14 protein-coding genes are annotated in these 12,105 nt (G+C 67.7%); 4 read left to right on the top strand and 10 right to left on the bottom strand.

All coding sequences use genetic code 11. The features are described from left to right. Positions 1-64: 64 nt before the first annotated feature. The gene (locus JL811_RS07190; protein WP_202687799.1) at positions 65-406 is read right to left on the bottom strand and encodes a hypothetical protein; all 342 of its coding nucleotides are present in this window, start codon (positions 404-406) and stop codon (positions 65-67) included. Continuing rightward, complete coding sequence (locus JL811_RS07185; protein WP_202687917.1) at positions 396-713, bottom strand: rod-binding protein; 318 nt, start codon at positions 711-713, stop codon at positions 396-398. The genes JL811_RS07190 and JL811_RS07185 overlap by 11 nt, the downstream gene beginning before the upstream one ends. Positions 714-832: 119 nt before the next feature. Here JL811_RS07185 and JL811_RS20255 point away from each other — a divergent pair, with 119 nt between their 5' ends. Together JL811_RS20255 and JL811_RS07175 are read left to right on the top strand one after the other, a co-directional pair. Beyond that, complete coding sequence (locus JL811_RS20255) at positions 833-2,245, top strand: flagellar hook-length control protein FliK (protein ID WP_337924729.1); 1,413 nt, start codon at positions 833-835, stop codon at positions 2,243-2,245. A 16-nt stretch (positions 2,246-2,261) separates the two neighbouring features. Next, complete coding sequence (locus tag JL811_RS07175) at positions 2,262-2,957, top strand: flagellar hook capping FlgD N-terminal domain-containing protein (protein WP_202687797.1); 696 nt, start codon at positions 2,262-2,264, stop codon at positions 2,955-2,957. Positions 2,958-3,002: 45 nt separating this feature from the next. Here the strand turns inward: JL811_RS07175 and JL811_RS20140 are convergent, their stop codons facing one another. The 6 genes from JL811_RS20140 to JL811_RS07150 form a co-directional block, all read right to left on the bottom strand. Further along, positions 3,003-3,137, bottom strand: a complete 135-nt coding sequence (locus JL811_RS20140) for a hypothetical protein (RefSeq protein ID WP_273542483.1) — start codon at positions 3,135-3,137, stop codon at positions 3,003-3,005. Between the two features lie 252 nt (positions 3,138-3,389). Further along, a complete protein-coding gene (scpB, locus tag JL811_RS07170) occupies positions 3,390-3,983 on the bottom strand; it encodes an SMC-Scp complex subunit ScpB (RefSeq protein ID WP_202687796.1) in 594 nt (197 codons plus the stop codon). Between the two features lies 1 nt (position 3,984). Continuing rightward, on the bottom strand, positions 3,985-4,878 hold the full coding sequence (locus JL811_RS07165) for a DUF1403 family protein (RefSeq protein WP_202687795.1): 894 nt from the start codon (positions 4,876-4,878) through the stop codon (positions 3,985-3,987). A 91-nt stretch (positions 4,879-4,969) separates the two neighbouring features. After that, entirely contained in the window at positions 4,970-5,278 is a 309-nt protein-coding gene (locus JL811_RS07160; protein ID WP_202687794.1) for a hypothetical protein, read from the bottom strand. Then, positions 5,278-7,830: a cytochrome c oxidase subunit I gene (gene ctaD, locus JL811_RS07155; RefSeq protein ID WP_202687793.1), complete on the bottom strand. Its 2,553-nt coding sequence runs from the start codon at positions 7,828-7,830 to the stop codon at positions 5,278-5,280. Before ctaD ends, JL811_RS07160 begins: the two co-directional genes overlap by 1 nt. Continuing rightward, positions 7,827-8,405, bottom strand: coding sequence for a cytochrome c oxidase subunit II (locus JL811_RS07150; RefSeq protein ID WP_237684837.1), 579 nt, complete (start codon positions 8,403-8,405; stop codon positions 7,827-7,829). Before JL811_RS07150 ends, ctaD begins: the two co-directional genes overlap by 4 nt. Positions 8,406-8,585: 180 nt before the next feature. Here JL811_RS07150 and JL811_RS07145 point away from each other — a divergent pair, with 180 nt between their 5' ends. Beyond that, a complete protein-coding gene (locus JL811_RS07145) occupies positions 8,586-9,107 on the top strand; it encodes a DUF2231 domain-containing protein (protein WP_202687792.1) in 522 nt (173 codons plus the stop codon). On the opposite strand, the gene JL811_RS07140 is transcribed toward JL811_RS07145, so the two are convergent. Together JL811_RS07140 and JL811_RS07135 are read right to left on the bottom strand one after the other, a co-directional pair. Then, on the bottom strand, positions 9,089-9,565 hold the full coding sequence (locus JL811_RS07140; RefSeq protein ID WP_202687791.1) for a CopD family protein: 477 nt from the start codon (positions 9,563-9,565) through the stop codon (positions 9,089-9,091). The genes JL811_RS07145 and JL811_RS07140 overlap by 19 nt on opposite strands. After that, the gene (locus JL811_RS07135) at positions 9,562-10,332 is read right to left on the bottom strand and encodes a cytochrome c oxidase assembly protein (protein ID WP_202687790.1); all 771 of its coding nucleotides are present in this window, start codon (positions 10,330-10,332) and stop codon (positions 9,562-9,564) included. The genes JL811_RS07140 and JL811_RS07135 overlap by 4 nt, the downstream gene beginning before the upstream one ends. Before the next feature lie 286 nt (positions 10,333-10,618). Between JL811_RS07135 and JL811_RS07130 the strand changes: the two genes are divergently transcribed. Then, positions 10,619-12,034: a ferredoxin reductase family protein gene (locus JL811_RS07130; RefSeq protein WP_202687789.1), complete on the top strand. Its 1,416-nt coding sequence runs from the start codon at positions 10,619-10,621 to the stop codon at positions 12,032-12,034. The last annotated feature ends 71 nt before the right edge of the window (positions 12,035-12,105 follow it).

Raw genomic sequence — 12,105 nt, 5'->3', positions numbered from 1 at the left:
CCTCTGCGATGCAGGCATCGGCCACGGAATGACAAAGGTTCGGGCAGGGTGGAATGCCCCGGCATCAGGCACGGCGGGCAAGGCGCCCTTCACCGGGGGCGATCAGACGGCTGCGGCCCTGATCGTCATAGATGCGCATGCCTGCCTGCGCATCGCGGATCTCGGCCAGCCTGCGCCGCGCGGCACGGATGCCGCGGCCGGCCGCCTCAAGACAAGCGGCATTGCGCGCGGCAAGGGCGCGCAGATGCTGCACCGCCCGTTCGGACGGGGCGGCGGGCAGATCCTGCAGCGCCTGTTCGGTGCGCCGGGTCAGATCGGCAAGGCGCGACAACTCCCCCCGCCGCAGGGCCGTATGGGTTTCCTGCAACAGGGTTTCCAGCAGGGTGATGGCAGGATCAGCGGCCATCGGCATCACGCCCGGCCGCAAGGGCGTGGAACAGGCGCTCGGCCAGACCGATGCCCCCGGCCCGGACCATGGCGCGCGCCTGTTCATCGCGCAGGAAGGAGGCAAACTGTTCCTCCCCAATGCCACCGCCGAAATTGCCACTGAGACTGCCGCCTGCCGCGCCAAGCCCCGCATGGCCCAGCATTTCCGACAGAAAGGCGGCCTCAAGCTCCTCCGCCTTGCGGCGCAGCGGGTCGGGCGCGGCAGGCGGCGCGGCCTGCGCAAGAGGTGCGGGGCGCTTTGCCGGTATCGGCGCTGCTGGATCCATCATGCGTCCTTTCGGCGGCTCGGGATCAATATGTCCGCGTCCGGTAAACAACCGGTAACCCGTTGCCGCGATAGTCGGAACCGGGCCAGAGCGGTCCAGCCACACAGGACGGGCGCACGATGACAGTGATTGAACAGAGCCCGGCCTTGCCGCCACGCATTGCATTTCCGGCGGGCAAGGAGGCAAGGGAAACGGCTGAGCGCATTGATTTTTTGCAGTTTTTTGCGCAACCTCCAGCGGATGCACAACCCACCCGCGCCGGTGCGGCGGGCAGCACAGCCCCCGCCCCGCAGCGAAGGGACGGCACGGCAGCGGAGGGGCCAGCAAGCGATTCGCCCGCTGGCGATGCGGCAGCCGGGAAGACCGGGGGCGGAGAGACAGCGGGCGGGGAAACGGTGGGTGCAAAAGTGAAGGGCCTGGGGACGACGGTCAAGGGCGCCTTGCCCGCTGCAAGCCTCCCCATCGCGGGCCAAAGCGATCCGACCGCAACAAGGGGCCCTGAGGAGGCGGAGGAACAGACCGCCAGCCCGGTTGCCGATGCTGCACCTGCGGAACGGCGCGGCGATGCGGCCCCCCCGCCGCAGGATGAGACCGCGCCTGCACATGAACCCGTCGCACAGGTCACTGCGGCGGAGGCGTTGTTGGCCGCCCCACCACCGCTTGCGCAGCAAGCTGCGGATCCATCCCCCTCGGGGATCGACCCGCAGCCGCGCTTGCAGAATGGCGGAATTTCACGCCGCAGCCTTTCGGTGCCGCAACCGGCAGCGGGGGCGACCGGGGTAACGCGGGCCGATCCCTTCCTTCTCGACCATCCAGCGGAGGGTGCTGCAAAACGCCCCGCTGCCCCCCTTGCACCCTTGGCGCCGGTGCAGGCCGGGGATGCGGCCCGCCCACCGCCGCCAGAACAGGGGCCCGGGGCACAAGGCCCGGCCCTGCCGCCTGCGACGGCACCCTGGCCCCACGTCCCGCGCAATTCGGGTGGCATGGCTGATTCCACTCCCTTGTCACTTGCCAATCGCATCAAGGCCGACCCCACCAGCGCGCCCGGCCCGGGCGCTGCCGCACTGGCCGAGGTCCCGCTCCGATTTTTGCCCGGTTCCGCTGCCCCGCCGGCCCCGCAGTCGCAGCCCCCGACAGTTCCACCCGAACATCTTGCCACGGTCATTGCCCAGCGTTCCGCGTCCGGTCCCGGCATGACCGAGCTTTCCCTTGCGCCCGAGGAACTGGGCCGTTTGCGGATACAGCTGACCCCCGAGGGCGACCGGATCCGCATCGTGCTTTCGGCAGAACTGCCCGAAACGCTGGATCTTCTGCGCCGCTCGGTCACCGAATTCACCGAGGATCTGCGCCGCATGGGCTTTGCCTCGGCCAGTTTCGACTTTGCCGGATGGGACGGCAGACAAGGGACTGCATCGCCACCCTTTGTCGTCGATCCGGAGGCCGATTCCGGGGCCGGTCCGAAGGCGGCCGAGGCACCGCTTGTTCTTCATCTGGCCGCGCCGCGTTCGGCGGGGCTGGATCTGCGACTTTGACAGGAAAGGGTACAGAATGGACGCAACCGACATCGCATCCTGGTATCGGGTGCAGCCCGACACTTCGGGTGCCTCCGGCCCCGGGGACGCCCGCAGGGGCGGGCGCGAGGAAGCGCCGGGCATCTCCTCGGATTTCGACACATTCCTGAAAATGCTGACCACGCAGATGCAGAATCAGGATCCGCTCAACCCGATGGAATCCACCGATTTCGCGGTACAGCTTGCGACATTCTCAGGGGTGGAGCAGCAGACCCGGACCAATCAGCTTCTGCAAGGGCTGGAAGGGCAGTTCGCGCTTCTGGGCATGGCGCAGCTTGCCGCTTGGGTCGGTCAGGAGGCGCGACATGCCGGGCCGGTGGGGTTCGGGGGGGATCCGGTCACCCTTCTGCCCGGCCAGAATCCGCAGGCCGACCGGACGGTTCTGGTCGTGACCGATGCCGCAGGCACGGTTGTCGGGCGTGAGGATATCATCCCCGGCACCGAGGAATTCCTATGGGAAGGGCAGTCGATCACCGGCGCGCCCCTGCCGCCGGGGCAGTACCGGCTGAGCGTCGAACAGTATCGCGAGGGGGCGTTTCTGGGCAGCGGCCCCGTGGAAAGCTATGGCAGGATTCTTGAGGCGCAGGGTGGGGCGGGCGGCAACCGCCTTGTGCTGGCCGGGGGCGTGACGCTGGACGCGACCGAAATCACCGCGCTGCGCATGGCGCCGTGACCCCGGCCCCGCGTCAGGCGCTGGCCGGTGGCCGGGATACGACAATCACGGGACCGGCGCATTGCGCGGCCCCATACCGGCCCATGCCGGGCCATGATCAGCGGCGCGGCGCATCGCCCCCCGGGCGATCCGTCGGATACGGCCTGCGGTATCGGCCTTGCGCCCCTTGGGCGCGGCCATCGCCTCGGCTCATGTGTCCCGTGCGCCCAAGGGGCAAGATGTGCCCATGGCTGGCCGTCATCATCCCCACCGGCCCCTGTGCCCGGGGCGAGGCCCGGCTTGCCCCGGACGTGCCAAGCTGCCTGCCCGCGATGCCCCCACGATTTCCCTGTCCTCCGGTCTCCACGGCCACCGGTCCCGAGGACCGCAGAACCGGCACAGGGCTGACCCTGACCCGCAACGCAAAGGCTCCGCCGCGCGGCACCCGGGCCTTTACCCCCGGGCCAGTCCGGCATCGGCAAGCTGTTCGGCATCGGGCAGGTCCTGCAGCGTTTCAAGATCGAAGGCTGCCAGAAACACCTCGGTCGTCACGAAAGTATAGGGCGCGCCACGGCGGGGCGCGCGAGGGCCGGTGGTGACAAGATCGCGCTCGGCCAGCCGCCCGATCAGGTCACGGCTGACCTCACGCCCGAAAATCTCCTTCAGCCCCTCGCGGGTGATCGGCTGATGAAAGGCGATGGCCGCCAGCACCGCCAGATCGAATTCGCCGAGGTTCAGCGCCTGCGGTCCCGGATCCGCCACCGCCCGGATCACCGGCGCATAGGCGGGCCGCGTGCGCAGCAGCCAGCCCGGGCCGCTGCGGACCAGTTCATAGGGCCGGTCCGACAGATCCGCCGCCAGATCGGCGATCAGCAGGTCCAGCGGCACGGCCTGCCCCACGATCCGGGCCAGATCTTCCCGCGCGACGGGCTGGGATGAGGCAAACAGCACCGCCTCGATCCGCCGCATCCATTCGCGCCAGCGCAGATCGGCGGGCAGGGCCGCCAGTTCGCGGTCGAACCCCGGTTCAGGATCCTTGCGCGCCATGTCAAAGCCCGTAAAGGCGGAAACTGTCCCGCCCCGTGAGTTCCCGCAGCGCCCCCAGATCCACCAGCCGGTCACACAGCCTGCGGGCCGCGCGATCAGACATGAAGGCGGTCAGGGCAGCCGGGGCCAGCGCATCCTGACGCAGGAACAGGGCAACCGCGCGTTCCGCTCCCTTTGCACGCAGTTTCGGCGCGACGGTCTGCAACCGCGCCGCCCGGCGCGCCAGATCCGCCGCCAGCCCCAGCGCCGGGCCCGCCGCGCGCAGAACGGCGCGATGACAGGCCAGCCGCAGATCCGCATCGCGCCGCTGCAGATCACGCGGTTTCAGGCCCGATCCCAGCAGCGGCAGCAGATGGTCCAGCCCCAAAGCGCGCGACAATGCGGCATCGGCAAGGACCAGCGCCGGAAGGGCGGCGCGCGGATGATGCGTCAGCACCCTTTGCAGCGCCATCGCCGCGCAGGCCACGGGGCTGCCTTCGGCCCCCGTCCGGGTCAGTGCCTCGGTGATAAGGTCAGGCTCCAGCGCGGGCAGCGTCGAGGTGAGGGTTTGTGTCGAAATCCGGCGTGCGGCGGCCCGGTCCCAATGGCGCCAGATCTCACCGCCCGGGCCGGGCTGGTCTCCGGGGCGCAGGAAGGCCAGCGCATCGCGCAGCGCGCCCGCCCCGTCGCGCCGCCCGGCAAGGGTGGCCCCGTTTTCCGCCGCGCCAAGCGCCAGTCGCGCCCGCCAAAGCGGCTGCGGCACGCCCGGATGACGGGCCGCAAGCGCCAGATGCGCCAGTGCCGCGCCCGACCGGAAGGCGGCATCCTCGGGGTCTTCCCCGGACGCGCCCCGGCTGATCCAGCCCGCAAGCGGGGGAAGGGGCAGGAAGTCCTGCAAGGGCGGGGCGGTGTTCATGGACGCAGCCTAATGGCTTGCGGCGCTTTGTTCCAGATTGATCCGCGCAAAGCGCCGCAGGAGGGAGATGGCAGAACAGAGTGCCGCCAGCCTAGCCGCAGGTCGAGATCAGAATCACGGGCGACAGGGTCAGCAGCGTCGCGACAAGGCCGATCCCCGCGCCCAGCCGGGGCAGGTGCTCGGCCCGCGCAGTCCCCTGCGGCAGGCGCAGCAGGATCAGGACATGCAGCGCCAGCCCGGTCAGCCAGAGCAGCGCCATGGCAACCAGATGCAGATTGCCAAGCGGGGTGGCGATTGCAGGCCAGCCACGCGCACAGCCGATGCCATGCAGGGCATAGACTGCTGCAAACAGGATTGCCCACAGCATCGGCCCGGCCAACACCCGGAACAGCCAGCCCATCACAGCACCTCTTGCCCGATGACCAGCAGGGCCGAGACAAGGCTGGTCGCCAGCGCGAAATCCTGCCAGAGCCGCCAGACCGGTGCCGCCCCCCGGCGCGCGGGCCCCATGCGCCCGTCACGCAGGTCGCACCATGTGCGCCACGCGAAGATCAGCGCCAGCGCCACGTGGAACAGGGCAAACCCCAGCAGCACGCCGCGCAGCGCGTCGCGGGCATGGCGGCGCGGATCGTCCAGCATCAGGGCCAGTCCGGCCAGCGCGACCAGCGCGACAAGGCCCGCCAGCACCCCCGTCAGCGCCCAGCGGCGGCCCGCCGCTTCGGCCCGCAGCGCCTCGGTCCGGCGCGCGGCAAGGCTGGCCAGCCCCAGTGCCAGCAGGCAGGGCAAGGCGAGCAGCAGCGTCAGGGCCGTGCCAAGCCCCGATTGCGGCGCGGGCCATTGCGGTGCCACGACCGACAGAAAACCGACACCGAACAAGAGACAGGCATAAAGCGCCCCGTCCGCCACCAGCGTTGCCACCGCGCCAGCATGGGCCAGTGTCGCGCGGCAGGTCCAGTGCAGCGGCAGCACCAGCCCCGGCGCGGCCTTGACCGGCGCAGGGTCTTGCCTGCATCCCATGAACGCGCCCCAGCGCCAGCCGACCAGCACGATCGCGATCAGCGCAAGTGGCGTCAGCGCGTAAAGCCCCGCCAGCATCAGCAGGAAGAAACTGCCGATGGTGGCGGCGGTTGCCAGTGGCAGCAGCGTGTTGCCGGGCAGGACGGCAATATGCTGCGGCGCTCCGCTGCCCGGCTCGACCACCAGCACCTCACGCCAGCCGCGCGGCGCGCCGGGCAGGATCCCCTCCCCTCGTGCCAGCGCCAGAATTGCGCCCGCATCGTCCCGCCCGGGCAAAGGCAGCGAGGCGAAGTTATAGGCAGGGGCGGGCAGCGGCATCGCCCAGTCCAGCGTCGGCGCCTGCCACGGGTTGCGGCGGCTGCGCGCGCCAAAGATCCATTGCAGCGCCAGATCAAAGGCGAACAGCGCGAACCCAATGGACAGAACCATGCCGAAGATCGACGAAATCAGATTGGGCAGCACCCATTCGGGATTGTCAGGATAGATGTCGATCCGGCGCGGCATTCCCAGCAGCCCGGTCAGATGCATGATGAAGAACGTGCCATGAAAGCCGATGAGGATCAGCCAGAACGCCGCCTCACCCAGCCGGGGGATCCGTTCGCGACCCGAAAGCAGCGGCATCCAATAGGTCAGCGCCGCCATCATCGGAAAGACGAAACCGCCGATCAGCACATAATGCAGATGCGCCGTGACAAAGGCCGTGTCATGCGCCTGCCAGTTGAAGGGCACGATGGCCAGCATCACCCCGGTCAGCCCGCCCATCACGAAGGTCAGAAAGAACCCCAGAACATACAGCATCGGCAGATGCAGTTGCGGCCTGCCCTGCCGGATCGTGCCGATCCATGCAAAGACCTGCACCGCTGTCGGCACCGCCACCAGCGCCGAGGCCGCCGAGAAAAAGCCCAGTGCCATATGCGGGATGCCCACGGTGAACATGTGATGCACCCACAGACCGAAGGACAGGAAGACCAGCCCGAGGATCGCCGCGACAATGGCGCTGTAACCCAGGATCGTGGTGCGACACAGCACCGGAATGATCGTCGACAGCGCCCCCGCCGCAGGCAGGAAGATGATATAGACCTCCGGGTGCCCGAACAGCCAGAACAGATGCTGCCACAGCAGCGGGTCACCGCCCCGCGCCACATCGAAGAAGGGCCAGCCGAAGGCGCGTTCCACCTCCAGCAGGATCGAGCCGAGGATCAGCGGCGGAAAGCCCACCAGCATCATCCCGCTGGTGCCCAGCAGATACCAGCCCATCAGCGGCATCCGCGTCAGCGCCATTCCAGCGGCGCGGCAGCGCAGGATGGTCACGGTGATCTCGACCGCAGCCGCCACGGCGGAAATCTCGACAAAGGTGATGCCCAGCAGCCAGACATCGGCATTGATGCCGGGCGTATGGGTCTTGTCGGACAGCGGCACATACATGAACCAGCCGCCATCGGGCGCGACCCCGGCCAGCAGCGAAATCAGGATGATCGTGCCGCCGAACAGATAGCACCAGTATCCCAGCGCCGAGAGACGCGGAAAGGCCATGTCGCGCGCGCCGAGGATCTTGGGCAAAAGCCACAGCGCCAGCCCTTCCAGCATCGGAATGGCGAACAGGAACATCATGATGCTGCCATGCATCGTGAAGATCTGGTTATACAGGGCACTGTCCAGAAAGGCCCCGCGCGGGGTGGCAAGCTGCGCCCGGATCAGCATGGACAGCACGCCGCCGATGGCAAAGAAGAAACAGGCCGTCGCCATGAAGCGCCGCCCGATGCTGGTATGGTTGACCGAGGCGAGCCAGCCATAAAACCCCGGCGCATCCGACCAGACACGGGTCAGTTCCCGGTGCAGCCGCAGCGCGCGCTGCGGCGGGTTGGCGCGCAGTTCCGGGGCGGCAGGACCGGGCAAGGGATCGGGCAGATCATCGGGGCGGACAGGTCCGGTCATGGTGCCTCCGCGCCGTCGCGACCGGCAGCGGTCGCGGTCTGGTCAATCTCGGGGAAGGCCCCCGGTTCATAAACGATCACGCTAAAGCGCATCGCGGAATGGCCCAGCCCGCAAAACTCGGCGCATAGCCCCTCCAGCTCTCCCGGTGTGCCGGCGGTCAGCCGCGCGACATTGATGCGGCCGGGCACGGCATCCATCTTGCCGCCCAGTCGCGGCACCCAGAAACTGTGGATCACATCGGTTGCGGTGATCTCGATATCGAAGGGCTGGCCTGCGGGAACATAAAGCACATTCTCGGTGGTGACCGGGCGGCCATCCGGGCCGGGCTGGGTGAACTGCCAGCCCCATTGCCGCGCCGTGGCGGTGACGCGCAGCGCCCCGTCATCGCGCGGCAGGATACGCTCCCCGACCCAGAACCCGTAGCCGACCAGCGCGGCCAGCACCGGCAGGGTCAGGCCCAGACCAAGGCCCAGCGTCCAGACCCGTCCGGTCGCGGCCTCTTGCCCCGAACGGCCCCAGGAAAACGCCAGCAGTACCAGCACGAAAAGCGTCAGAGCCGCCGCCCCCGCCAGCATGACCCACCACAGCCCCGCAATCAGCCCGGCCGAGGGACCGGCCGGATCCAGCGTTGACAGCGGCCCGCCGCAGCCCGCAACTAACGGAACCGGAAGCAGGCAAAGGGGCTTTAACCTTCGAAGGACCTTCCGCCACCGGCAGGCCGCCTGCGGCCCGCCCCCCGCCAGACGAGACCAGATATGCGCAGAAAACCCGGCCCGGCCCGGCGGCTGAAAGATCCCGTGCAGGAAAGCGCCAGTTTCGACATGACCGAATCCCGCGTCGCACTGGCGGGCCATCCGCTGCATGCGATGATGGTGGCCTTTCCCATCACGCTGGCCTTTTGCGCCTTTGCCGCCGATGGCCTGTATTGGTGGACGGGTGACGGGTTCTGGCCGCGCGTCGCGCTGTGGTCCACGGGCGTGGGCTTTCTGGTCGGGGTTCTGGCCGGGCTTGTCGGAACGCTTGAACTCTTGATCGTGCCGGGCATCCGCATCCGCTCGGCCAGCTGGAACCATTTTATCCTTGCGGTCATGCTGCTGTCGCTGCTTGGCGCGAACTGGATCATCCGACTGGAGGATGCGACAGCGGCCGTGCTGCCCTGGGGCATCCTGATGTCGATGGTGACGGCGGGCATGACCGCCATCACCGGATGGCATGGCGGCAAACTGGTCTTCGACTATCAGATCGGTACGCAGCACAATCACAGGGATCCTCCCTGAGGTTGCAGCAGCATCGCAGGCAGCAGATCCGCGATCCAGCCCAGATCGGGCTTGTCGAGCACCAGCCACAGCACGATCGTGATCTGCGGCAGCAAAAGCGCCAGCGCGATCAGGGGCTGCGGCATGCGGTAGCGGCCCCGGCTTTCGCCGGTGCGCAGGATCAGATGCCCGATCCAGGCATGGACCAGCACCATGCCGCAGACGAAGATCAGTTTCACGAGCAGCCAGGTCTCGCGTATATCGGCAAGGAAGATCAGCGCCGTGCCCGCTGCAATCGCGATCACTGCGGCGGGGGTGGCAAAGGCGACATGGCCGTAATGCGTCAACAGCCGGTATTCGGTAAAGCGCGACTGATCACGCGTGCCCCGGTAATGATGCAGCAGCAGCGGAAAGCCGATCAGCGCCGCGCACCAGCACAGCAAGGCCGCGATATGCAGGAATTTCAAGAGCGCAATCACGCGGCAAATTCCCGTCTCCAGCCCTGACGCAGCATCCAGAAGCCGAAGCCCGCCACCGGCAGGAAACCCGGTACCCACATGACAAGTCCGGCAAGCTGCTGATCGGCCAGCAGACCAATGCCAAGCGCCTCGGCCCCCGGCAGGTGATGGGGATAAAGCGCGACCGGCGCGAAGGTCAGCACCGCCCCGATCAGCCCCATCACCCCCGCCAGCCCGCCCACCAGCAGCGCATGACCGAACAGTGCCGCCGCCCCTTGATCGCGCGGGTTCAGCACCGCCGACCAGAAAATCCAGCCGGGCAGCAAAAGGGACGCCTGCAGCAGCCAGTAAACCGCATCACTGCGCCATGCGGCGTCATAAACGTCTGGGACATGCCAAAGCACCAGTGCAAGCGCAGTCAGCGCCAACCCCACCGTCGCAGGCAGGGCCCGCAGCGGCAGGGCCAGCGCCAGCGCGGGGGCAACAAGGCAGATCAGCACCAGATGATGCAGCGCCCGGGCCGAGAATATCGCGACTGTCGCGGCGCAAAGCGGCGACAGGAAGGCAAGCCCCAGCCCGGCAAAGGCGATGACCAGCGCCCGGTCAGACCCTGCCCTGCCCGCCACATCGGCTCTTTGATGAGCAAGCATCACACCAAACGCGCAAACCAGCCCGGCAATCAGCCAGGGATCGGTATTCCATGCCGACCACAGATCCTGCGGCGCGACAAGCGGGCCGCAATAGGGCACGGCCTGTACCCCGGATCCGGGTGCAGCGGTCAGATCCATGGGACGAGGCCCCCTTTGCTTCGGTTCGGCATCGGCACTCCCAGACCACCGTTTCACGCAAGACCTGCCCGGCTCTGGGACCGGGCGACCTTGTCCTTGATGGGACAACGACCTGCCCTGCGAAAGGTTCCCGCCCCGGTGCGGCTTTCGAATGCGCAGATCTGCAACCGGCCTGAAGGCCACAGTCCGGCGCTATTCTGCGGGCTTTCTGCCTGTTTTCTGCGGGAATGGTAAAAACCGCAGCATCAGGCGGGAACGCCAATGCCCCCGGCGCCGTTAGGGTTCCATGGATGCCAGACCCCGCCCCGATGACAGTGCAGCCCCCGCCCCTGCGGATGGTTCGGCTGCCGCGCGGTTCATCCGTCCTGCCGACCGGCCTCTGGCGGTCATGCTGCGGGCGGGGTTCTGGCTGACCGTCGGTTTCGGCGGGATCGCGCTGCCCTTTGCCGTGCTTCTGACCGGATCGGCGCGCCCGCCGCCGGTTGGCCTGCTGTGGGATTTCGCAATGGGATGCGGCTTTGCCGCGCTGGCGATTGCGGCGATGCAATTTGCCCTGACCGGGCGCATCAAGGCGCTGACCGGCCCGTTCGGGGCCGATATCGTCTATGTCTTCCACCGCTATCTGTCCTGGGGCGTGCTGGGACTGATGCTGCTGCATTTCGCGGTGCTTTACATCTGGTATCAGCCCGCTTTGGGAGAGTTGAACCCCCTGACCGCGCGGTGGGAGCTGACGATGGGGCGCGTCGCGCTGGTCTGTTTCGGCCTCTTGATCGTGACCTCGGAACTGCGCAAATGGCTGCGGCTGGACTATCACTGGTGGCGGATCCTGCATCTGGCGCTTGCGGTCACCGGCTTTGTCGCGGCCATTTCACATGTGCTGGGGGTCGGCAATTACAGCAGCATGGAAAACGCGCTGGCGCTGTGGCTGGGCGTCACGCTGGTCTGGCTGGGCTTCTTGATCTGGTCGCGCCTGCTCCGCCCGGTCGTTCAGACCCGCAATCCCTGGCGCATCACTGCCAATGAGGTTGAACGCGGCGGTGTGCGCACCCTGACCCTGCGCCCCGAGGGCCGCGCCCTGCAGGACTGGAAGCCGGGGCAATTTGCCTGGCTTTCGGTCGGTCATTCGCCCTGGGCAATGCGGGAAAATCCCTTCACGATCTCGACCGCGCCAGATCACGGCCCCGAGATCTCCTTTTCGATCAAACCTCTGGGCGATGATTCCGCGCGTCTGGCAAAGACCACCCCCGGCAGCCTTGCCTATGTTGACGGCCCCTTCGGCACGTTTTCGGTGGATCGGGAGCTTGATGCGGCAGGGTTCGTGATGATCGCGGGCGGGGTGGGCATCACGCCGGTCATGTCCAATCTGCACGCCCTGCGATCGCGTCGCGACCCCCGGCCCGTGATCCTGATCTATGCCAATCCGGAGTTGAACGACGCGTCATTCCGCGAAGAACTGGACAGCATCGCGCGGGACATCGACCTGACGGTGATCCATGTGCCCGAGGAACCGCCCGAAGACTGGCAAGGGGAAAGCGGCCGCGTGGACAAGGCCCTGCTGACGCGCAACCTGCCCGGGGTCACCCGCGACTGGCCGCATATGCTGTGCGGTCCGCCACCGATGATCGCGGCGGCCAGCGCCGCGCTGCGCGATCTGGGCGTGCCCGCGCGGCGGATCAGTTTTGAAATCTTTGAACTGGTGTAACCGATGCGACAGACCTATGCCCGCCTGCTTGCCGCCCTGATGATTGCCGTTGCGCTGGCCATGGCGCTTGG

This window comes from Szabonella alba (assembly GCF_016765775.1).
In the GTDB taxonomy this organism is placed as follows: Bacteria; Pseudomonadota; Alphaproteobacteria; order Rhodobacterales; family Rhodobacteraceae; genus Szabonella; species Szabonella alba.
The sequence above is the reverse complement of the archived record's forward strand: the minus strand, read 5'-3'. Positions and strand labels throughout refer to the sequence as shown.

Coding starts and splice junctions, on each gene's coding strand:
- JL811_RS07150 (WP_237684837.1), bottom strand. CDS start 8,405: ATGCTGGCGGGGGCGGCGGCTCTGACGCTTTTCGTGCTGGTACTGCTG.
- JL811_RS07185 (WP_202687917.1), bottom strand. CDS start 713: ATGGATCCAGCAGCGCCGATACCGGCAAAGCGCCCCGCACCTCTTGCG.
- JL811_RS20140 (WP_273542483.1), bottom strand. CDS start 3,137: ATGGCCGCGCCCAAGGGGCGCAAGGCCGATACCGCAGGCCGTATCCGA.
- JL811_RS20255 (WP_337924729.1), top strand. CDS start 833: ATGACAGTGATTGAACAGAGCCCGGCCTTGCCGCCACGCATTGCATTT.
- JL811_RS07175 (WP_202687797.1), top strand. CDS start 2,262: ATGGACGCAACCGACATCGCATCCTGGTATCGGGTGCAGCCCGACACT.
- ctaD (WP_202687793.1), bottom strand. CDS start 7,830: ATGACCGGACCTGTCCGCCCCGATGATCTGCCCGATCCCTTGCCCGGT.
- JL811_RS07160 (WP_202687794.1), bottom strand. CDS start 5,278: ATGGGCTGGCTGTTCCGGGTGTTGGCCGGGCCGATGCTGTGGGCAATC.
- scpB (WP_202687796.1), bottom strand. CDS start 3,983: ATGGCGCGCAAGGATCCTGAACCGGGGTTCGACCGCGAACTGGCGGCC.
- JL811_RS07190 (WP_202687799.1), bottom strand. CDS start 406: ATGGCCGCTGATCCTGCCATCACCCTGCTGGAAACCCTGTTGCAGGAA.
- JL811_RS07165 (WP_202687795.1), bottom strand. CDS start 4,878: ATGAACACCGCCCCGCCCTTGCAGGACTTCCTGCCCCTTCCCCCGCTT.
- JL811_RS07135 (WP_202687790.1), bottom strand. CDS start 10,332: ATGGATCTGACCGCTGCACCCGGATCCGGGGTACAGGCCGTGCCCTAT.
- JL811_RS07145 (WP_202687792.1), top strand. CDS start 8,586: ATGCGCAGAAAACCCGGCCCGGCCCGGCGGCTGAAAGATCCCGTGCAG.
- JL811_RS07130 (WP_202687789.1), top strand. CDS start 10,619: ATGGATGCCAGACCCCGCCCCGATGACAGTGCAGCCCCCGCCCCTGCG.